At 52.3% G+C, this 23,694-nt stretch carries 12 protein-coding genes; 5 read left to right on the top strand and 7 right to left on the bottom strand.

What is annotated here, in order from left to right:
* Window positions 1–39 precede the first annotated feature (39 nt).
* On the bottom strand, window positions 40–1,161 hold the full coding sequence (locus Hfont_RS11790) for a methyltransferase (protein ID WP_112992726.1): 1,122 nt from the start codon (window positions 1,159–1,161) through the stop codon (window positions 40–42).
* Between the two features lie 97 nt (window positions 1,162–1,258).
* Window positions 1,259–1,483 (bottom strand): hypothetical protein, encoded by a 225-nt coding sequence (locus Hfont_RS11785; protein ID WP_112992611.1) that lies wholly within the window; start codon window positions 1,481–1,483, stop codon window positions 1,259–1,261.
* A 318-nt stretch (window positions 1,484–1,801) separates the two neighbouring features.
* On the opposite strand from Hfont_RS11785, the gene Hfont_RS11780 reads away from it, so the two are divergent.
* Window positions 1,802–2,794 (top strand): DnaJ C-terminal domain-containing protein, encoded by a 993-nt coding sequence (locus Hfont_RS11780; RefSeq protein ID WP_112992610.1) that lies wholly within the window; start codon window positions 1,802–1,804, stop codon window positions 2,792–2,794.
* Between the two features lie 210 nt (window positions 2,795–3,004).
* The gene (gene ppnN / locus Hfont_RS11775) at window positions 3,005–4,375 is read left to right on the top strand and encodes a nucleotide 5'-monophosphate nucleosidase PpnN (RefSeq protein WP_112992609.1); all 1,371 of its coding nucleotides are present in this window, start codon (window positions 3,005–3,007) and stop codon (window positions 4,373–4,375) included.
* A 19-nt stretch (window positions 4,376–4,394) separates the two neighbouring features.
* Here ppnN and Hfont_RS11770 read toward each other — a convergent pair whose 3' ends face one another.
* Entirely contained in the window at window positions 4,395–6,818 is a 2,424-nt protein-coding gene (locus Hfont_RS11770) for a DUF1631 family protein (protein WP_112992608.1), read from the bottom strand.
* Window positions 6,819–7,166: 348 nt separating this feature from the next.
* Between Hfont_RS11770 and Hfont_RS11765 the strand changes: the two genes are divergently transcribed.
* The gene (locus Hfont_RS11765; protein ID WP_112992607.1) at window positions 7,167–10,370 is read left to right on the top strand and encodes an EAL domain-containing protein; all 3,204 of its coding nucleotides are present in this window, start codon (window positions 7,167–7,169) and stop codon (window positions 10,368–10,370) included.
* A 214-nt stretch (window positions 10,371–10,584) separates the two neighbouring features.
* Here Hfont_RS11765 and Hfont_RS11760 read toward each other — a convergent pair whose 3' ends face one another.
* On the bottom strand, window positions 10,585–10,839 hold the full coding sequence (locus tag Hfont_RS11760) for a hypothetical protein (protein ID WP_112992606.1): 255 nt from the start codon (window positions 10,837–10,839) through the stop codon (window positions 10,585–10,587).
* Window positions 10,840–10,967: 128 nt separating this feature from the next.
* Window positions 10,968–11,702 carry a pseudouridine synthase gene (locus Hfont_RS11755; protein WP_112992725.1) on the bottom strand — a complete coding sequence of 245 codons (735 nt, stop codon included), beginning with the start codon at window positions 11,700–11,702 and terminating at the stop codon, window positions 10,968–10,970.
* Between the two features lie 200 nt (window positions 11,703–11,902).
* Between Hfont_RS11755 and hisC the strand changes: the two genes are divergently transcribed.
* Together hisC and Hfont_RS11745 are read left to right on the top strand one after the other, a co-directional pair.
* Window positions 11,903–12,970 carry a histidinol-phosphate transaminase gene (gene hisC / locus Hfont_RS11750; protein ID WP_112992605.1) on the top strand — a complete coding sequence of 356 codons (1,068 nt, stop codon included), beginning with the start codon at window positions 11,903–11,905 and terminating at the stop codon, window positions 12,968–12,970.
* 163 nt (window positions 12,971–13,133) lie between these two features.
* Complete coding sequence (locus Hfont_RS11745; RefSeq protein ID WP_421800996.1) at window positions 13,134–13,349, top strand: DUF2970 domain-containing protein; 216 nt, start codon at window positions 13,134–13,136, stop codon at window positions 13,347–13,349.
* 72 nt (window positions 13,350–13,421) lie between these two features.
* Here Hfont_RS11745 and Hfont_RS11740 read toward each other — a convergent pair whose 3' ends face one another.
* A complete protein-coding gene (locus tag Hfont_RS11740) occupies window positions 13,422–14,342 on the bottom strand; it encodes a class I SAM-dependent methyltransferase (RefSeq protein ID WP_112992603.1) in 921 nt (306 codons plus the stop codon).
* A gap of 248 nt (window positions 14,343–14,590) precedes the next feature.
* A complete protein-coding gene (locus tag Hfont_RS11735; RefSeq protein WP_241523093.1) occupies window positions 14,591–23,383 on the bottom strand; it encodes a GH36-type glycosyl hydrolase domain-containing protein in 8,793 nt (2,930 codons plus the stop codon).
* Window positions 23,384–23,694 lie beyond the last annotated feature (311 nt).

The raw sequence follows: 23,694 nt of genomic DNA, 5'->3' as shown, positions 1-23,694 counted from the left end.
GTGTGGTCTGGTTGCACTCAAAACGGAGTGAACACGTAATCAGCGCGCGGCAAGCCGCCACAAGGATGTAATCTCGGCCGAGCGCGCTTTATGCAAGGGATCGGTTTCATCCGTTGCACGTGCATGAGTCGGCTTGATATCCATGCGCTTGATCAATTTCAAACCTGCATCGGCAATCATTTGCTGCAATGCTTCGCGGGTGCGTAATCCCAGGTGCTCTGCCAAGTCAGACAGTATCAGCCAGCCCTCGCCTTTCGGTTCCAGATGCTCTGCCAAACCATTCAAAAATCCACGCAGCATCCGACTATCCAGATCGTAGATCGCGTATTCAATTGATGAATTCGGACGTGCCGGTATCCACGGCGGATTACAAACGATTAATGCGGCTTTCCCTGCAGGGAACAGATCAGCCTCGATCACTTCCACCCGATCGCGCAAATTCAGGCGCAACAGATTTTCACGCGCGCAAGCCAAAGCGCGCGCATCCTGATCGGTCGCAATGACTTTTTCCACGCCGCGCTGTGCCAGCAATGCGGCAATCACTCCGGTACCAGTGCCGATATCGAAAGCCAGCTTGGTGGTTGGCAACGGTGCCTCTGCAATCAGATTCAAATATTCGCCACGTACAGGAGAAAACACACCGTAGTACGGGTGAATACGTGCATTCAACGCAGGAATTTCAACACCGTTCTTGCGCCATTCATGCGCGCCTATCAAGCCCAGTATTTCGCGCAGCGAGACGATAAACGGCCCGGTGCTGGCACCATAAGCCTCGTTACACGCAAGCTTGATGTCAGGCGCACGACGCAATGCGATGATGTAATCGGCGTCGACTTCTACCAGCAACATCCCCAATGTACGAGCACGTTGCGATTGCGCCTGTCTATGCAGATTGAATGCATCAAGCGGTGATGTCGCAGCTTTGCGCGGTTTTCGTTCAATACGTCGTGCCAATGCCTGCAGCAATTGACGTGCATTTTGATAATCGCCGCGCCACAGCAAGGCATTGCCTTCACTTGCCAGACGAAAAGCCGAATCAGCAGTCATCTTGTCGTCCGCAATGACAACGCGTTTGGGTGCAGCCGATTTGTTCTCGGACTGCCAGCGCGCCGAGCGTTCTTCGCCTGCTTCAGTCCAGCTAATCATTGATTGTTCACTCACAGAGGCGTGACCCATAAAAGACAAAGGGGATATAAAACTGCAAATTGCAGACGGAGGTATCGGCGCTTAGATGAACAGCGTGAACAGCACGGACGCATTATTTTTTGAAAATTTCAGGCTTGGATACATTGCGTTGCTTGTATATCGTTTTTGCATCCTCGACCGCGCGCTCTTGCGTGCGCATCGCAGGATCGTCGTCGTGTAGCGTGAAAAAGTCGGCAGATTGCGCGCGCATCACATACTTGATCGCGGCGGCATCGCTCAGATCGTACATTTCAGTCAGCAACGTGGTGACTTCATCCAGATATTCTTCGTAGGTCATAACTCTTTTTCAACTTTAAATGTCGCTTATTGAACGAAGTTGAGAGTATGCCCTTCAAAGCACTATAGATATAGCTGAATTGTCGTTTTTCATATCCTGTCAGACAACATAAATGACGAAAATTAGGGATCTTTTCCAGAAGACAGCCACTGATTTTTACCTTGCTATTGCATTAATTGACAAGCAATAGTCGCCCTATTCATCCTTTCGGCCTGATGCCGGCAATGTCAGAATGTCCTTGCAGAAAGAACAAATTTCAGCACAGAACACATTCCCTAACGATGGCATACGCTCAGTTGAGAGTTACGAAATCTGACAATGAAATCAAAGGATTACTACCAAATACTAGGTGTGCCGCGCGATGCGACACAGGAAACGATTAAAAATGCGTACCGCAAACTGGCGCGCAAATATCATCCTGACGTCAGCCGCGAGGTGCATGCCGAACTTCGCTTCAAGGAAGTGGGGGAAGCCTATAAGGTATTGAAAGATCCTGAAAAACGTCTGGAATACGATCAGATATCTGGTTTTTTCTATACCCGCAAGGAAGTGCCGCCGCAAGCCGCACGCAGCTATGGTTTTGACGCAAAGAAGGAAACACGCGCAGAAAACAAAGCTACGAAAAGTACGACCGGGCGCAGCAATCCGCGCCATGACGGTCATGGCGAAGGCAATTTCAGCGAAATTCTCGGTGAAGCCATGGGCCGGCCAAATCCTGTCCCACCCAAAAATCGCGGTATTAATGTCCATGGCAGCGACCAGCATGCCAAAGTACAAATCGATCTGGAAGATACTTTCCGCGGTACCGCATGCAGTATTTCGATGCCGACTTACGTCACCGATGAATACGGCATGCCTATGGTTTCCAAGCGCACGCTAAAAGTCAGTGTACCCAAAGGCATACGCGCAGGACAAACCTTGCGACTCGCCGGCCAGGGATTTCCCGGCATGGGCGAAGGCAAGGCTGGTGATTTGTATCTGGAAGTCGTGATTCGCCCGCATCGTCGTTATCGTATTGAAGGACGCGACATTTATTTCGATATTCCATTGACGTCGGCTGTTGCCAATGTCGGCACCACCGTCAATGTGCCGACACCGGAAGGCGCGATACAGTTATCGATCCCCCCCGGCTCCATGCCTGGACGAAAATTGCGACTCAAGGGAAAAGGTATTCCTGGCGTTTCAGCAGATGCTGCGGCCGGTGATTTGTACGCAGTGATCGTCAATGTCCCGCCGCCTGTGCATACCGTCGTTGCACAAAAAGCCTATCAGGCCTTGAAAGCTGCATTCGATTTCTCTCCGAGAAATTAGGCCGTATCGTCGACTGCCATCCTTATCTGCCGCTATAGAAAACGCCCGCTGGAACTCACATTTTAGCGGGCGTTTTGCTCAGTCACCTTTGCATCATCAGGAAACAAGCTCCTCCGTCCGTACAAGAACAGGCAAAATCAAACACAGACGTCATCACTGTTTGCGCATTAAAATGGCGCATCTGATCCATCATCCGGAAGTTAAGCACTCATGGCATACGAAGTAATCGACACACAACTCTCTCCTGAAGGTCGTCTTGATATTCTGTCCAAGGCCGAAGTTCACCGACTCCTCGATACACGCAACGGCGGTCTGTACAACTTGTTCCGCAACTGCGCGCTGGCGGTACTCAATAGCGGCAGCACGACCGATGATGGCAAGGAATTGCTTGAGCGTTACAAGTTCTTCGACATCAATATCATCCAGCGCGAGCGCGGCATCAAGCTCGACATCATAGGTGCGCCTGCCAGTGCGTTTGTCGATGGCAAGATGATCAAGGGCATACACGAACACCTGTTTTCGGTATTGCGCGACATTTTGTTCACCCATGATGAAATCATCGCGAATCCGACTTTCGATCTGGAGTCATCGACTGGCATTACGGATGCAGTTTTCCATATCCTGCGCAATGCCAAAGTCCTGCATCCGAATCTGAATCCAAAGATGGTAGTGTGCTGGGGCGGTCACTCTATCTCACGCGAAGAATACGATTACACCAAGAAAGTAGGCTACGAAATCGGCTTGCGCGACATGGATATCTGCACCGGCTGCGGCCCTGGTGCAATGAAGGGGCCAATGAAAGGTGCGACCATCGGCCACGCCAAGCAGCGCATTCTAGCCGGACGTTATCTTGGCATTTCCGAGCCCGGCATCATTGCAGCCGAAGCGCCTAACCCTATCGTCAACGATCTGGTCATCATGCCGGATATCGAAAAACGTCTGGAAGCATTCGTGCGTGCCGGTCACGGCATTATTGTGTTCCCAGGCGGTGCAGGTACGGCGGAAGAAATTTTGTACATCCTTGGCATCCTGCTGCATCCGGATAATGCCGAGCTGCCCTTCCCTCTGATTTTCACCGGCCCGGCCAATTCATCCGATTACTTCAAGCAGATTGACCAATTCATTGGTGTAACACTGGGTCCCAAGGCACAAGAGCGGTACAAAATCATCATCGATGATCCCAAACAGGTTGCGCAGGAAATGCTGGCAGGCATTGCGCAAGTGCGCGAGTTCCGCAAGAGCAAAGGCGATGCGTATTATTTCAACTGGACGCTGAAAATCGATCCGCTTTTCCAGCAGCCGTTTCTCCCTACGCATGAAAACATGCGCAATCTATCTTTGCATAAAAACCAGGAAAACCACGCACTCGCGGCCAATCTGCGTCGCGCCTTCTCCGGCGTGGTTGCAGGTAACGTGAAGGATAGCGGGATACGCTCGATTGAAAAGCACGGTTTGTTTGAAATAAGCGGTGACCGCGACATCATGGAACCGATGGATGCGCTCTTGTCGGCATTCGTTGCGCAAAGCCGAATGAAGCTGCCGGGCAAGAAGTATGTGCCCTGCTACAGGATCATCAAATAAGCATCAAACAACATCCGCTTTAAACGCTGATCGGCTGCCGGACTTCTGCAACGTCCAGCAGCGATTCGATTGCCCGATCAAAAATCGGGGCGTATTCGATCATGCCTATCGAGCCTTCACGCAGCGCCTTGATCAAGGAAATTGAAGAGTAAATCAGCAAACGCGGCTGCTCGTTGGACGCGGCCAATTGAAGTATGTAAAACGACTGCTGCGGATTTACCCACATCAAACGTGCCGGCTGATAAACATTATTCGCCCACCATTCGACCACCGTTCCCACTTGCATGCCACCCAGCCAGCCAGCATCGGAACTGAGCAAGGTGCCCATATCGTTGTCCAGATGCTGATGCGCAGCTACATTAAATTTTTGCAATGCTGATTGCAGACGAATTTGCGACACGGTCGGAGCATGAATCGTAGCGGCTTCCGCATTGACACTCCCAATTTTCAAGGATGCGAAATGCTGATGCAAGGTTTCCATTTTTACCGAAGCCTTCAGCGGCGTCGACTGGATCGTGCCCAGCACTGCGGCATGCATCGCGATCAAATCGTCGATCGCCTGCTTGGTCTCGGTCTCAGGCAATGCAATCAGTTTCATCCCTTGCTTGACCTGCCGCACCAGCCTGCGCAAGAGCTTCATCAGCGCGCCACGTTCCGTCAAATCGTGCTGATACACACTCCATATTAATTCAGGTACAACATCGCGAAATGGCTGGCTATCGATGCTTTCATCTTCATTCGCATGCACCAGCACCCGCGACCAGATCCTGATCAAAAAATCGACAGCACGTTGATCGGTCTGTATCGTCTGCAGCCGTTCACGTAGCGCATTGACGGTTTCCACAATCAGCACGTCATAACGTTTTGGATCTTTTTCAGCTTCATCGAGCGCTTCGATGACACGCAGGATTTCGGGATCGGACTCACGCAGTATTCTCGCAATCGCCTCGTCAAATTGCGTCAGCGCATCGGCAAATACAATCAGATTCGTTTTGAAATCATTCAGAATCTTCTCGACAGTCACAACCATTTCTGCATGAATTTCAATACTCAACGGGGTCTGTGCATCCAGTCCGATCGCCAGCGACGCCATCCGATTCAATAATTTCCTCGGTGCGTTATCAGGCTGTTCGAGAATCCGCGGCACCAGCATCGCAGCCTTCAGGAAAGGTACTTGCAAACGTGTGATCGTGACGCGGAATGCATCCGGTATCGAATCATCGTTGGCAATGAAATTGAACAGCATCGCAACGACATCCATCGCCACGCGTTCCATCTCGCTGAGTCTTTCGGTTTCCAGTTCGCTGTGCAAATCAAGCAATTGAATCGCCTCTTCGCGCACGGCACCGTTGACCGCCTCCTGTTGCAGACGATGCAACTGGCTAGTCAATGCATGCGGCTTGGACACATCATCGTCAACAAGAGGACGAAATTCGGTAACCGGATTGTCTGACTGACGCGGATGAGACGGAACTCTATCGGGTGCAACCTGACCGAATATTTTCCAGACAAAATCCTGCAGCGCAGTTTGCTCTTCCGGCTCCGGCGCATGCAATACATTATGACCATCCGATGTACGTTGCTGCATCAGGGATAACATATGTTCAAGTGCGGGTGGTAGAGAGAAGTTAGGTGAGTAATGACCAGATTGATTGCCTGCGTTATTACTCAAGTTGTTACCTGAATTATTCCCTGCATTAGCCGACTGATCGCCAGCGGAATGCGTGGCACCACTGTAAATAACCTGCGGGAAATTTTGTCCTTGCGGTATCAACATTTCGCGATCGCGGCGATTCAATGAAGCTGGACGTGCCAGCAAGCGTGCATGCACACCATTCGATTCAAATACTTCACGAATCGCGGCAAAGTACTCCGGCAATTCCGTGGCCAACGCGCCAGACATGTGATCAAACAGCATCGCGCACAAATCGCTGGTGGCACTCATTTCGCACAACACATCGTGCAAGGCACGCGCCATCAGATAGGGACGGAAAGGATTTTCTCTCTCGCGTACATCGTGCTCGTCATGCAGTTGCGCGATCATCAAATTCAAGCGGCCGAGACTGAGTTGATCTGCATCGCGCAAGCGCAATACGCGGCGTTCCACATCGATCTGGCGCGTGATGGTTTCGTCGTCGATCAGGGCCCAGGTATTGGCTGAAACATCCCGTAGCTCATGACGCAAATCGCGATACATGGTTTGCATGCCACGCTCGACATAATCAGAATAACTGACGTTCAGGCGTTTCAGAAAAAGCACTTCCTGCGTTGCCAACCATTCTTTTGCTGCGGAAATTGTTTTTTGTTCGTTCACCGAACCGGTGGCAGGAGTGACTTGCCTGATGCTGACATTCACATCCTGCAACATGCGAATTGCAAGAGCGGAAAATCGGAATAACGCACGCTCCTTGGCCAACTGAATCACAGGTTTGATGGCGTGCATTACTGGGACCGGCTCCAATGAAAATTTGATGTGATATGAAATTAATCATATCGTAACAAAGCTGGACTAGATATCCAATTTTGTTCAGTCGCTACATCTTTAACTGTAATTAACATTTAAACTTTTCAAAGATACAAATATAAGCACATGCATCGCTTGAGTGCGTTAAATACGCACTGTTTTCCTAGACGCTCGCAAGCGCACGAAAATTGCACAAAAGAAATTATTTCAACGGTCTTCACGCACCGTTATGGGATCGTATCTCCACAAAATCTTTGCTATCGAAACTGAATCGATGGCACGCCCATTGCTGATAGAGAACACAACCTCTATTGGCTGATAGTCAAAATGAAAAAAAGCATTACAAAATTAATCGGTGGTTTGACAGTCGGTCGCAAGCTCGCACTGATTTACTTTCTCGATCTGACAGCAGTCATCTTCATTTCTGGCATCCTGATCCATGAAAAATTCATCGCCATCAATTTCTCTAACAAAGAGATCATCGGCAATCAATACATCGCCACCGTACGCGAAGCGCTGATCGCAGCAGTCAATCCTGCAACTGATACAACTAAGCCCGTTCAACATGCACAAGCGATCCGGGAAGCGGAACACAAATACGGTGATGAAATGGGTAGCAAGGATTTGGCGGAAACATTTACCAAATCCCTGCAGGCGACTCAAGCAGATCACAATACACTCACACAAACCGACGACGCTTTCGCACAAGGTCGCGCTCTGCTGACGCGCATAGGCAATCAATCCAATCTGATTCTCGATCCTGATCTGGACAGCTATTACACGATGTCGCTGATTGTTTTGCGCTTTCCTGAATTGCTGGAACTGCTGGACCGTACCGGCGATCTGGCGGCGCAACTGCCGAGGATGTACGACGATAATCGGCCAGTGCAACAGACACGCTTTCTGATTCTGGAAGGCCGACTAGACGCCACCACCAAGGGAATTCAAAGCGATTACGATGAAGCATTTGCCGCCAGCCGCCCTGCACTGCAAGCCGAGCTGGATAAATCACGGAATGATTTGCTGGCTTCAATTCAACGCTTCCGGATTGCCAGCCAGGCCATGGCCGGCATCATCGAAGTGGACGAAACCGATAGCGCCTATCACCAGTTGAGGATCGCTGCGATACGCGACTTGCACGTTGCATGGATCGCCGCAGAACAACAAATGCATCGCCTGCTGGAAGATCGTATTGCGGAAGCTTATAGCCGCATGTGGCAGCATTTAGGCACCGCAGCTTTGCTGTTGATGGTGATTCTGAGCTTGGTGTTTTTTGTCGCAAGACAAATCGCTTTACCGATCCGGAATCTGGCGCGTGTCGCAGACAATGTGAGCCGCTCCGGCGATTATTCCTTGCGCTCGTCATGGGATAGCACGGATGAAATTGGCCGTTTGGTCAACGGCTTCAATGGCATGTTGCAACAGCTGGATCAGCAACGCATCGCACAACAGGAAATGGTCGCGCAAACACGCGCCGCGCAAGCTCAGCATGAATTGGTCGAAGCGATCCCGATTCCACTGATGGTGACCTCTATCCCAGATCATGCAGTGCTGCATGCGAACGATGCCGCGCGCGCATGGCTGGGTGGCCGTGATGAGAACCCGTGGAAAACCGGCATGTTGCCAGCCTTGCGCGCACGCTTCTTCCAAAGCTTGCACGATACCGATACCGTCGATGAGTTCGAAGTGCGCTGGACCGGCGGCGAAAAACCATCCTGGGCATTGGTCTCCGCACGCTGTCTCGACTATCAGGGTCAAGCAGCCGTGTTGACGACCTTCACGCCTATCAACCACATGAAGTACATGGAGCGGCGGCTGGAGTTATGGGCCAAGGTGTTTGAGGCATCGTCAGAAAGCATAGTCATCATCGATGCAAACGGTCGCATCGTCACCGTCAACCGCGCATTTTCACAGAATACCGGCTATGAATTGCATGAGCTGATAGGCAAGTACAGCATAATGCTGCTGTCGAAGCGCAATCAAAAGAACTTCTCGCAAACCTTGGCACGCACTGCATCAACCAAAGGTTCATGGCAAGGAGAAATGTGGATCAGCCGCAAGAATAGCGAGTCCTATCCAGCCTGGCTGGTGCTCAATGCCGTGCGCGATCGTCAGGGGGAAATCCAGCATTACATCGCGATGTCACTCGACATCAGCGAACGCAAGGCCAACGAACAACGTATTCATTATCTTGCACATCACGACGTGTTGACCGCCTTGCCGAATCGCTTCCTGTTCGATGAACGACTGCAAATGGCGATCCAGCAAGCCAAGCGCGCTGAAAACATGGTCGCCGTACTGTTCATCGATCTGGATCGATTCAAGAACATCAATGATTCGATGGGCCACCACATCGGTGACGGCTTGCTGATTTCCGTTGCGCGTCGTCTGGTCGACACCGTGCGTGAAGGCGATACCGTCAGCCGACTTGGTGGCGATGAGTTCGTCATCATTCTCAATAATGTGGAAAGTGCGGAAGAAGTCGGCAAGCTGGTCGAACAACGCATGATCCCGCGCATACAACAGGCGCATATAGTCGATGGCATGGAACTGTATATCTCATGCAGCATCGGTATTGCGTTGTTCCCGGATGACGGCGACGACATCGATTTGTTGATGCGCCACGCTGATTCCGCGATGTATCAAGCGAAGGAAAGCGGCCGCAACAATGCGCAGTTCTTCACAGCCGAACTGAATGACCGCGTCGTCAAGCGCATGCATCTGGAAAGCGATTTACGCCATGCGGTTGAGCGCAATGAACTAATGCTCTATTACCAGCCGCGTATCAATGCGATGACAGGCCGACTGGCCGGCGTGGAAAGTCTGGTTCGCTGGCAACATCCGACCGAAGGCATGATCCTGCCGGCAAACTTCATCCCCGTATCTGAAGAATCCGGTCTCATCGTCCCGATAGGCGCGTGGATCATACGAGAAGCGATGCGCCAGCACGTCGCGTGGGTCGCCAGCGGTTACGGTCAAATCCCGGTATCGATCAATCTCTCCGCAGTTCAATTGAAAGAAGGCGGCTTGTTGAAGGTACTCGAACACGCGTTAAAAGATATCCCTGCCGACGCCCGCAACATCGAACTGGAATTAACTGAATCCATCCTGATGGACAACGTACCAGCGACGATCAAAACCCTGGAGCAAATCAAGGCGCTAGGATTTTCATTATCGATAGACGATTTTGGTACTGGTTATTCCAGCCTTAATTATCTCTACCAGTTCCCTATCGATAGACTGAAAATCGACAAATCCTTCATACAAAACATCCACATCTCTTCGCACAACCTGGCCGTTACCAATGCCATCATTGGTCTGGGTCATACCTTGGGCTTGCATGTTGTTGCTGAAGGCGTGGAGCTGGAACAGGATGTCAATCTGCTTTGTGCTGCTGGGTGCGATGAATTGCAGGGCTATTACTTTGGCAAGCCTATGCCGGCAGAGCAGTTTGAGGTTTGGTTGCGGATGGAGCAGGATGCTGCGAAAAATGAATCTGGCGGGGTTGAGGATTCTGCGGAGTGGTTTTGAGGTTTTTTGACGTTGAAGCTTGACGTGTGATTCTAATTAATGCGCTCGTCTCTTCGATGAGAGTGGGGATGCCGGGGGTGGCCCGGCGGCCACCTTCTTTCTTTGCTTCGCCAAAGAAAGAAGGCAAAGAAAGGCGACGCAGAAGCCGTTGCCCGCTGCGCGGGTACCCAAGTCAAACGATCATCAGTCGGGAGCACAAACAAACTCGCTACGCTCAAACAGGTTTGCGCTCTTTATCCGACTGACGACCGCTTACCTTGGCAACGTCAGATGCGATTAAGATCAACAGCACGCAGATAGCTATGCCAACCCCGCGCGAGATGCTGCTGCTCTTGAATTGTTTTTGGAACTTGCTGGTGAACTGAATCCGCTGTGACGCTGCCGTTTGTGCGAAGCAGAAAATGGATAAAGAAGTGAACGTTGTTTGAGCGTAGCGAGTTTCGTTCGCTTCCCATTTTTTGATTTGCACAAACGGGAACCCGAAGGGCAGCGGCTGTGCGGTCGCCTTCTTTTGCTTACTTTTCTTGGCGAAGCAAGAAAAGTGAGTAGCCGCCGGGCTACCCCCGGCAACAGAGCCACCACGAAGAAAGAAAAGAATTAACCTTCAGCAGCCGGCTCAACCGCCCGCAACAAAGCCAATTGCGCAGCATCCAGATAAGCCCACTCCCCCTCTTCCAGCCCCAGCGACTCCAGCGTCAGCTCCCCAATCGCCACCCGGCTCAAAGCCGAACAATGATTACCCGCCGCCGCCAACATCCGTTTGACCTGATGGTATTTACCCTGCTCCAGCACGATCTCGATCTGATGCTCACCCAGCATCCGGCAAGTCTGCGCTGCTAACGGTGCCGGCTCATCGTGCAACTGCACGCCACCCAGCAATTGCGAAATCAACTCAGGCGTCACGGGATCATGCGTGGTCGCGACATACACTTTAGGAATATGCCGTTTCGGTGAAGATTGCGCATGAATAAACGGACCGTCATCTGACATCAACAGCATGCCTGTCGTGTCGTGATCGAGCCGTCCCACAGGTTGCAGGTCGCGCCAGGTGAATTGCTCAGGCAGCAAGGTCAATACGCCAGGATGATGGCTGGGCTTGCGTGAACATTCGAAATTCGCAGGTTTGTTCAACACAATGTAGACGTGTTCGCGATAGCGCCACACTTCATCGAAGATCGTGAACTCGAGATCCGTCGTATCGAAAGCCGTCTTGATGCTGTCGACAACTTCGCCATTGATGCTGACTTCGCCGTCCTCAACCAGGCCGCGACAATATTTTCTGGTGCCGAATCCCTGTGATTGCAGGATGCGGTCTAAGGTCAATTTACTCATGGCGGCACTGTACCAGAACGACGCGAATTTATCAGCCGTCATAGGAGAAAAACCTCTGCAGTTTGATGTCATCCAGTCATCGCTCGTACGAAAATCAGCATATACCTCTGCGAGACTAAATCTCATTTCAAGCGCCGCGATTTTCTTTTTAGCCAGCGCACACGATAAAATGACGGTATCAATCAAAAAGGAAAGCAGTCATGAGCCAGTTCTGGAGCCCCATTGTGCAAACACTCACGCCATATGTACCGGGTGAGCAACCGAAATTGCCAGGCTTGATCAAGCTGAACACCAATGAAAACCCTTATCCGCCGTCGCCAGCCGTAACGGCAGCGATGCATGCAGTCACCGCAGATTCGCTGCGCCTGTATCCCGACCCTGACTCATCCGAACTGAAAAAGACGCTGGCCGCCTATCACGACGTGCAAGCGAATGAAATCTTTGTCGGTAACGGTTCGGACGAAGTGTTGGCGTTTGCCTTCATGTCCCTGCTCAAGCATTCCGAGCCTTTGCTGTTCCCGGATATCACTTACAGTTTTTATCCTGTCTATTGCAAGCTGTTCGGCATCGATTACGTCGAAGTGCCATTGAGCGGCACTATGGAAATCGACACCGCTGATTACGATAATCGCGCATGCGGCGGCATTATTTTCCCGAATCCCAACGCGCCTACCGGCGTTGCCTTGCCCCTGGCGGCGATTGAAGCCTTGCTGATCAAACAGCCGCATGCAGTCGTCGTAGTCGATGAAGCCTATGTCGATTTCGGCGGCGAAACAGCGATTCCATTGATACACAAGTATCCGAACTTGCTGGTGATACGCACCTTCTCGAAATCGCGCTCGCTGGCTGGCTTGCGTATCGGTTTTGCGATGGGTCATGCGAAATTGATAGAAGCGCTGGAACGTGTGAAGAACAGTTTCAACTCCTATCCTATGGATAGATTGGCGCTGGCCGGCGCAGTCGCCAGCTACGGAGATGAAGCTTATTTCCAGAAAACCAATGCAGCGATTATCGACAGCCGCGAACAGATGACCGCCGCGCTGCAAAAGCTTGGTTTCTCGGTATTACCTTCGACCGCCAACTTCATCTTTGCGCGCCACGAATCGTATAGTGCAGAGCAATTGGCGGCCGGTTTGCGTGAACGTGCAATCATCGTGCGCCACTTCAAGCATCCGCGTGTGAATCAGTATTTACGCATTAGCATCGGCAATCCGGATGAATGCAAGATGTTGATCCAGACACTGACATTATTGACGTCGAAACATTAAGAGAGCTGGCTGGACCGGCATCTGATACGGAGAATACAAACGCATCTGATGCTTTCAACAGCAAGCGGCGGTCTGTATTCTGTTAATCAGGAAAGTTTCGCTCACGAATGATGGTCGTGATGTGGCGCAGATGACGAAGTGCTGATCAAATGTTCAAGGAAAAATGATGACAGAGCCGATCAAGAAAGAAACTGAAAAGACATCTTTTCTGGCTACGCTGGGTGCTGTGTTCTGGTCTTTCATCGGTCTGCGTCGCCGCTCCGATTATGAAAAAGATGTAACCGGACTTAATCCTGTCTACGTCATCATTGCCGCGCTGTTAGGCGTAGCGATTTTCATCGCTGTTTTGCTGATGGTGGTTTCGCTAGTTGTGAAGTAAGTTCATTTACCAAAATTAAAAATGGCGAGCCTGAGAGCTCGCCATTTTTTATTCAGCTGCTGTGATCAGGAATCAGGCTGCAACGCTTTCCGATTGTTCTTCAACTGCAAAGATCGATGCATCACCCGCACGTATCGAGGCTTGCAACGATTGAATGGAACCACCGGCACGATACGCAAAACTGACGCATAACTGGTCGCCAGCCTTGACAGCTATCGGATCGGCCAAAGGTAGTGTCATGTAGTGATTCAGCCAATCGATGGTGGTGTTTTTTTCCATCACGACAGCTAGAATATTCTTGGTCACGAAACGCAGGGAATTGACGATACCATCGCGTTCGATCACAAACGAACCCTGCCATGCGATAGCGGTACCAACAGGCTGTGTAAAGTCCAGCAAGGAATACACAGCTGGCGTAGCGAGATCGATGCTGCCTGCTTGTTCAAAGGTCGCTTCACGAAATTGCACGATAGGTGCGTTATAGCCTTCAAAACTGTAATCCTGCTGCAAAGGCTGCACCGCCATGATCATCGCTTCCGGAATGAAGATCGGCAAAGGCCCACCGAATTTTTCCAGATAGCGCTGCTTGAATGCTTCGATGACTTGCACCTGTTTCTCGCGCACCATCGCGACGTGGATCATTTCGCAGATGACGACATCGACAGGTTCTGGCGGCAGATAGTCAAAGGCATCGCCCTCGACCACTTCGACCTTGTGTCCGTTGACATTCTTCGACAAGAAATTGCGCGCTTCTCTAACCAGATCCGGGTTGTATTCAACACACCAGACTTTTTCCGCCTTGGCTGCTGCGAACCATGACAACACGCCGGTGCCGCCACCCAACTCTAGTACCTTGGCGCCAGGCGCAACCAGATGATTGATCGCTGCCTTGAAGCCCGACATCCGATTCTGGTCCATCAACATATTGTGGTGGTAATGCACAGGGATGAATTGGCCCAGATAGGAGCTTTCAAGTTCGCGTTCAGTCAGCATGGTGTCATCCTCGTGTTTGTCGTTTGCGTACGGCTCCGGCAGGAACAGGTACGTGAAGCATCATTATGGTGAGCGTCACAACAAAGCAAAGGGGAGATGTATGGAGCTTTTACCTAGCTATTCCCTTGTTGGGAAATTTTCCGGGTTAAGTATTTATTAAATAAAAGTGTACAAAAACTGGCAATCGACGAAAACGCCGCAACCGGTATCCAGGACTGCAGTGCAGACAGCGAAGTTACGTCATCTCATTACGTCAGCTTGTCGACTCCCATCACGACCGTCACTGTATGCGTTACGCCATCGTCGAGCATGGCAACGACTTTGTCGGCCACCGCCACACCATCCAGCTCAACACGTATAACGCCTTTGCTGACGCCATCCTGATTGACGATATTGATGTTGTACATCGAGTCACCAAAGCGATAATGCAATTTGGCGTTACGCCATTCAGGTGGGAAACATGGATCGAGACTAAGTTTGTCTGCCCTGACTTGCAAGCCGAGTATGAACTCGACACCAGCGCGATATAACCAGCCGGCCGCACCGGTGTACCAGGTCCAGCCACCGCGTCGTACATGCGGCGACTCGGCATAGATATCGGCAGCGACTGCATACGGCTCCACCTTGTATGCGGCCATGCCGGTGCGTGTACTGGTGCGATTGGCCGGATTGATCATCTTGAACAGATCGTGCGCCTGACCACCCTTGCCCATCATTGAATACGCAATCAGGCACCACACCGCCGCATGCGTGTACTGTCCGCCATTTTCACGTACGCCGGGCAAATAACCTTTGATATAACCCGGATCAAGCGTTGTCTTGTCGAATGGTGGCGTGAACAGCAGGATCAAATCATCGCCCGGACGAATCAGATATTGATCGACAGCTTCCATTGCGCGTTGTGATCGGCCGGTTTCGCCAGCACCGGAAATCACAGACCAGCTTTGTGCAATCGAATCGATACGACATTCCGCATTACTGGCTGAACCCAGGGGTGTGCCATCGTCGAAATACGCGCGGCGATACCATGCGCCATCCCATGCATGTTTCTCGGTTGCGGCTTTCAGTTTCTCGGCATGCTGCAACCAGCGCGTGACGCGAACCTGATCGCCGCGTGCTTCTGCCACCGGCGCAAAGCGCAGCAAGGTCGCGTAAAGGAACCACGCGAGCCAGACGCTTTCGCCCTTGCCTTCGTGGCCGACGCGATTCATGCCATCGTTCCAGTCGCCGCCACCCATCAAGGGCAAACCATGCGGACCTACGCGCAGGCTGTGATCCAGCGCACGTGCGCAATGCTCGTAGACGCTGGCTTTTTCGTCAGAGATTTTCGCTTCGAAGTAATTATCTTCTTTCTCCAGCGGCAGCAAATCGCCTTCGAGGAAAGGAATCAGCTCATCGTAAATCTGCCTGTCGCCGGTCACATCGGCATAATGTGCCGCGCAATATGGCAGCCAGATCAAGTCATCGGAAATATGCGTACGCACACCGCGTCCGCTAGGCGGATGCCACCAATGTTGAACATCGCCTTCCGGAAATTGACGCGACGATGCACGCAAGATCTGATCGCGTGCGAGCTTCGGCGCAACCAGCGCCAAGGCCTGCGTATCCTGCAACTGATCGCGAAAACCGTAAGCGCCGCCCGCCTGATAAAACGCGGTACGCGCCCAGAAGCGGCAACTCAAGGTTTGATATAACAGCCAGCCGTTGAGCAGATAATCCATGGAGCGATCCGGTGTTTCCACCTGTACCGTGTGCAGGATCTCGCTCCAGTTGCGCTGGCTGATCACGAATACTTCATCGATATCGGCGGCGCGATAACGCCGTACCAATTCGCGCGCAGCTTCCGCCGTATCGGCCTGCCCCATCAGGAACACGATGTCGGTTTCCTCACCGGGTGCAATTTCAAACAGAGTTTGCAATGCGCTGCATGGATCGAAACTGGCACCGACGCGATTCGACAAACCATGGCCAGCTATCAGGCCTGCCGGTTTTTGCATATTGCCGTTACGGCCTATGAATTCCTTGCGGTCGCCGGTCCACGCGGTTTGACTGCCGCACAGATCGACGAATGCAACACGCTGGCCGAACTCTATATTCCATGAGTTGTGCGCAAAGATCGCGCCGCTTTCTGCATCGCGTTCCGTCACGATGAAAGGGGCGTTATTGGTACGCGCTGCGCCCAGTACCCATTCCACATACGACGTCAACGACAAGCGACGCGGGTTGCGCGAAACGTTTTTCAAGCGCAAGCGGCAAATCTTGACCGGATCGTCCCAACTGACAAACTGCAGCAACTCGCTGGTGATGCCACTGCAGGTCAATTCGAAGCGGCTATAGCCCTGCCCGTGCCGTGTCGTGTACGTCGCGTTCGGTACGCGTATCGGCGACATGGTCGGACTCCACAGAGCGCCATTGTCTTCATCACGTATATAAAAGGCCTCGCCGGATGGGTCGGACACCGGATCGTTAGACCATGGCGTCAATTTATTTTCGCGACTATTCAAACTCCACGTATAACCGGCACCACGTTCGGAAACGGTAAAGCCGAAAACGGGATTGGCGATGACATTAATCCACGGTGCCGGCGTTTCCTGATCCTGACCCAGTACGATCACATATTCTCGACCGCTCGGATCGAAACCACCCAGACCGTTAAACAAAGCTAGTTGCGGTACCGGTCCGGCAGGCGCACCTTGCGGTGCACGCACATCAGGTTCCAGCCACGAAAAAGGCGCATCGACATCACTATCGGGACGCGGTTGCATCTGTTCAGCAAGACTGCCCTGGCCACCTTCCAGCACTACGCGAGCGGCTGCCAGCAGCAAGGTGCGCTCATCATCGCTAATCAAATCGGCGCGCACGATGTAGGCGCCACCACGTTCGGCCTGCTCCTGCTGTGCCGAGAATGCTTGCGCAGCACGCACCATGCTTTCCATCGAGATCTGCAACTCTTGCGCGTAGGACGCACCTTTTTCATTCAGGATGACGAGATCGACCGGCAACTGTTTCATGCGCCAATACTCTTGCGCACGCAATAATTGCGAGACCAGTCGCAAGTCTTCCTGCTTGGCCATGCGCAGCAAGAGTATCGGCCTGTCACCGGAAATACCCTGCCCCCACAAACCGGCATGACTCAAGGACATGGAACGGATTACTCTCCAGCCAGCACGCGATGCAGCATCGGAGAACAAGATGCGGCTCGCCAGATGCTGGAACAATTCCGCTTCGTAATGTTCTATGCGCAGGTAATGCAACTGCACTTGTGCATGTGTCCACACCAATGCGGAAATCCGCGCAAAGGTTGAGCCATCATGATATTTATCCGCGAGGCTGATAATTTCTTCGCGCGATTTCGCCGCCATCGTTGTAAATACCAGATGCGAAGTTTCGCCCGGTTCTATGCGCACACGCACACGCAAACTGAAAATCGGATCGAGCACCGCTCCCACCGTATTCGACAAAGGTCGACCATCGCCTATGGAACGAGGATTGTTTACACCTTGCCCACGTCCGATGAAACGCGCCCTGTCGGTTTCATATTCAATCCCGATCGCGCTACTACCTTCACCGTGCGCCACCACATGTGCGGCCCAGAGACGTGTTTCACCATCCTTGCGCGGCCTGCGTGATGCAAGCAAGCCGCGCACTTCATGCAGGTATTCGGTTTCTACAAACAGATTGGAGAAAGCCGGATGCGCAACATCCGCTGCGACCGGTGCCAGCAATACCTCCATGTACGAAGTCACATCTATCGTACGCGCGCGCAGGCCATTATTGGTCAGCGTAAGACGTCGCAACTCGGCATCATCTTCCGGCGACACGATCACTTCCAGCATGCTGGAAATCGAACCGTCGACGCGCGAGATACGCGCGCGGTCTTCGGAAAATTTGACCTGATAGGAATCCGGTTCGACCGCAGTCGGCTGATAACAGGCCGACCAGAACGTGCCACTATCCGAATCGCGCAGATACAGATAACTGCCCCATTGATCGCGCGTTGCATCTTCGCGCCAGCGCGTCACGCCTAATTTATTCCACAGGCTGTAACCGGAACCGGCCGCCGTCAGCATCACCGCATAATGCCCGTTCGACAGCAATTGCGTTTCTGGCGTAGTCGTCATCGCACTCTCAAAATGGCGCACAACACCTGACTCTGGTTCGACTACCGTCAAGAACTCCAACTCATCACGCAATGCCAATGAAGCGGGTTGTATCCAGCGTGGCTGCGATTCGTGCAAAAGCAATTCGGCAGAGCGAATAATCGGTTCGCGATGAAAACGATGACGCATCACATTCTTGTTAATGACGTTGCCCAGCGATACCAGCAACATCCCCTGATGATGTGCCATGTAGGCATACACCATCGCCATGGTTTGATTTTCTGCACGGCGGCCAGGAGTAAAGTCCAGCGCTTCGTAAAAACCATAACGCCCAAGCGCGCCCATGTCGGTCAAGCGACGGAAATTGGCAAGCGCACTTTTCGGCATGTACATCGCAGCCAGGCCGGTGGCATATGGCGAGATGACTATCTCTTTTTCCAGCCCGCGTTTAAGTCCCAAGCCAGGTACGCCGAAGGCAGAATATTGATACGTGAAAGCGTGATCACGCACATTCATCGCCGATTCAGACACGCCCCACGGCACCTTGCGCTCTTTGCCATATTCGATTTGCCGTTCGACAATGCAGCGACAGGTTTGATCCAGCATGCTCCCGCGCGGCGATGACATCACCAGCGACGGCATCAAGTATTCGAACATCGAACCCGACCATGAAGCCAGAACTGGACAATCTGGCCCTGGCAACATGCGGCGTCCGAGACGAAACCAGTGTGACGGCGGCACTTGTCGTTCAGCGATCGTCACCATGCTGGCGAGCCGCGCTTCGGACGCCAGCAAATCGTAGTAACTGTCGTCAAGACGTCCTTCGTCTGCGTTGTAGCCAATGGAAAACAGCTTGCGTTCGGGCGACATCAGGAAACGAAAATTCATTTCTGTCGCCATTTGGCGCGCCCCATTCTCCAGCGTTTCCAGACGCCACAACCATTTGCTTGAAAACAGCGTTGCCTGATTCAATATCGCATCCAGCTCGTCAAACAAATCCTGCGACATCACGTCAGGGTCCAGCCGGTTTTGGGATGAGAACAAACGAGCGACTTCAATGCGTACCGAGGCGTAACGTTCAGGTAAATCTTCCAGCACAATATCAGTCGTGATTTGTGCATTGATGAGTTGCCATAGTTCGCCATTCTGCTTTTGTTCGCGATCTTGCGCTTCCAGATGCGCCCACGGTACGACTGCTACAAAATCTGCACAATGCGTGCGTACAGCATCACGCAATTCCTTGGCCCATGCCAGCACCTCATTGTCGGCGCTCTGGATTTCGGCAGAAAAGGCCTGGGCCAGATCCACCATGTTTTCTGCGCGTTCGACCAGTTTTTTCCAGACTTCATAAGTACTTAAACCGTTACCGTTTTCCGGCAGCAGATCGCTGAATTGCTCTGCATTCTTGCGCAATTCCATGATGCTTACAGTGTGCGTACGCAATTCGCGACTGATACCTGCAATCGCAAAACGCAATAACAAAACCGTATCGCGCATACCGGCAGCCATGCCTGGCTGCAATATGGTTTGTTCACGTGCATCCTTGCATGCTTGCGCCAGCACAAATAGATGGCCCGCAAGATTGCCGCTATCGACCGTCGAGATATAACGTGGCAACAGAACTTCCAGCCTTTTTGTTTCATACCAATTGAAGAAATGACCGTGATAGCGCGGCAGCTTGTGCAGCGTATCCATGGTTTCTTCCAGCCTTTGCATCATGTCGCCCAAACCTAGCCAGCCAAAATCGCGAGCAGTGGCAACGGCAAGTAGATACAAGCCGAAGTTGGTTGGCGACGTACGATGTGCAATGACAGGATGCGGCGTTTCCTGGAAATTATCCGGCGGCAAATAATGATCTTCTGCGCCCACAAACGTGGTGAAGAACCGCCAGGTACGGCGCGCGATCAGGCGCAATTCCGTTGCTTCATCCGACTCCAGAAGTTCAACGTTTTTTTCGACAGGCGGCAAACTGATCCAGCGTGCAATGACCGGAGACAAGGCCCACAACAGACACAGCGGCAACACCATCGTCCAACTCACCGGATTCGCCAGATACACAATCCCGACTATCGCAACAGAGAGCAATACGCCCATGCGTCCGCGCCAGACAAAATTGGCAAGCGAATACTGTTTGGATTTTCTGACTTGTGCAGAGGTGACCCATTGCAGCAACTTCCTGCGCGTAAACATCAAACGTACCAGAGTGCGGAATATCGCATCCAGCATCAGCCACGCATGCTGTACCAATACCGCCAGCGAAATGAATACCACGGCGATGGTGTCCGGCAACACGGCCATGCCACGCCGCCAATGCGCCTTGAATGACAGGTCATCGCGATGCGGCAGCAGATCGGATATGAACTGAAATACCGATGGCACAGCCAGGCCAACCATGCCCAGTACCAGCCACGGCCAGCTCGGCGAAGATTCAAGACAGAATGCCGTCACCAGCACAACCAGAATGGCTGGTGCCATCAGTGAACGACGCATGTTATCGACAATTTTCAATCTATCTATCGTCGATATCGATGCGCGGTCGCGATGCAACAACCACGGCAGCAACTGCCAATCGCCACGCGTCCAGCGATGCTGGCGTGCTGCAGCTTCTTCTACGTGTGACGGGAAGTCTTCAAACAATTCCACATCATTGACCAGGGCTACGCGTGCCACTGCACCTTCAAACAGATCATGGCTGAGCATGGTGTTTTCCGGCACCTTGCCGGCGAGTGCATGTTCGAATGCATCGACGTCGTACAAGCCCTTGCCGGAATAACTGCCCCAGCCAAATACGTCCTGATACACATCGGCGACCGCGCCACCGTAAGGATCGATGCCACCGCGCGCCGAGAAAAAACGGCGGTACAAGGTACGTTCCTGTTTCACCGGCAAGGTTGGGGTGATGCGTGGTTGCAGGATGCCGTAGCCTTCAATCACCCGTCCGGTTTCCGGATCGTGACGTGGTTGATTCAGCGGATGTGCAGCGACACCAACCAGCGCGCGCAAGGCGCCGATAGGCATGCGCGTATCGGCATCCAGTGTAATCACGTAGCGTACATTGTGCGGCACTGGAATATCGTCGAGCAAAAACGAAGTGTCATGTGCATCGCGTAGCAAGCGATTGAATTCATGCAGCTTGCCGCGCTTGCGCTCCCATCCCATCCAGTGACCTTCTGCTGCATTCCACAAACGTTTTCTGTGCAGTATGTAGAAACGCGTCTGGCCACTGACACTGGGGCCATAGCGCGCATTCAATTCGGCGATGTCTGTGCGTGCTTTTTCCAGCAGATACAAATCCTGCGGCATGTGCTCATGCGGTGCATCAGCCCAGTCAGACAGCAGCGTAAAGTAAACATCGCCATCCGGATTAGCGAGGTAATGCGCCTCCAGTTGGCGCACTTCTTCTTCGATACCTTCTGTGCTCGTCAACATCACCGGCATCGCGACAAAGGTGCGCAAGCTTTCCGAAATGTCTACCAGCTCCAGTCGCGGCAAATGGCGCGGCCAGAACAGGCGCATCAATATCTTGTTAATAACGGTAATTGCGATATCAGCTGCCGGAAAAAATCCGGCTGCGATCAACAATGCCAATGCAATATGCGGCACCGCATTGTCGCGTGTACTCCAAAGGGGAAACGCCAGAAAAACAAAAGCGCCGATAATAATCGTCAGCGGGTAATACAAGCTGGCGTGTGCAATGTAATGACGTCTCAGTTTTTGCGAAAGATGCGGCTGATAGCCCAGCTCAGCTTCCAGATCATTCCTGCCACCGGCCAGCAAATAATGACCGGGATCGAGCGCGCGTTCATCGGCGACGATATCGTCATGCTGCATCTGGCTACGGTGAAATTCAATCTTGCGTACCAGCGCATCGGCAATTTGCTGTTCCGAATAACGCGCATTCAGTGCGATTTGCTGAATGATCTTGCGATAACGATCGCGCGTCAAAAAATCCAGTACCGCATAGGTCGGCAGCGTTTGCAATTTTTTCTCGACCAGGCTGACCGACTCAAAAAACGCGCGCCAGTCGAAAGCTGCAATGCCGCGCATGCTGGTAATGATGTTACGGATGCTCTGATTGGAAGCGACTTGTGTCGTATGCTCGCGTAACACCAGATCATCTATCGTCAGGTTCTGATCTGCCAAACGTGCAGCAAGCGCGTCCAGCAATGGCGTAAAGCCGGGTTGCTGATAACGCAGCCTTTGCACCAGTTGCACGACGAAGGGCTGACGTAAATGCCCGGCAGGTAAAACAATCGGCGGCTGTTCTTTCTCTGGTGTCTTTTGCGCAATCGCAATCAGGTCGTTGGCAAAATCATCGGCAGCTTGTCGCGCGGCCTGCGCTCTGACCACCCGTATTGCCACCCGACGCAAATGCACGAGCAGCACGGCTCGCATCACAACCGGCAAAGCCCACAGCTCGGCTATCTTCAATGCTTGCACGCTTTGATACGCACGAACAAAGCGCAGGAATAAATCGGTATCGAAGTGATTGTCGGTATGCGCGGCGAATTCCCAGCACAAACCATAGATGCGCGGCATGCCGGCGTATTCGCCGTTCCTCAGTTTTGGTAGCGATTTATAGACGCGGCGAGACATGCTTTCGACCACGCCGGATACGTTCTCTTGCACCACATGCAGGTTATCCAGCAGCCATTCGCCTGCGGGTGTAATCGCGCGTCGTTCGCTAGCGGCGCGTTCTATCGCTGCATGAGCTGCGACCAGGGCATGACCGTCATCTCGCGCAATCGCGGAGATCGACATACGGTATGGTGCAGGGCCTATTTTTTGAGTTGCAGCCAGATTGGCAGCGTGGAATTCAAGTTTTTCTGCACTGAAAATTTCAACGCGTGGCAACTCATCAGAAAAATCCTCGTCATTTCCTGATACGGAAAGAAACGGAAAGTACTGGAGGATTTTTTGCCGAAGGGTATTAATAGCCAAGTGCCACCCCACTTTTTTCAGATGCAGCAATTGAAATCAAAGTGAAGGGAAGCAAGTTGCATGCGCGACGTTCACACGTATCACGCTCTATGTGGCTAGCCGCGTAGCTGTCATTCTTTTTGCTGCGTTTTTTGACGCCAGGGAAACAATCTTCGTTAGAGACAAAGAATCGCAACACGCATGCCTCTTCGGCATGCATAGGGATGTTCATGACCATATTTCCCCTCCCGCTTGTGCGGATTTTAGATTGCCATGCGGTCGTATTTTCAACAGTTGGAGGGAGGAAACGAATAAGAGTTCCCGTTTTTTAT

The organism is Herminiimonas fonticola (assembly GCF_003293745.1).
Taxonomy (GTDB): Bacteria; Pseudomonadota; Gammaproteobacteria; order Burkholderiales; family Burkholderiaceae_D; genus Oxalicibacterium; species Oxalicibacterium fonticola.
This window is presented reverse-complemented; position numbering and strand designations above follow the sequence as displayed.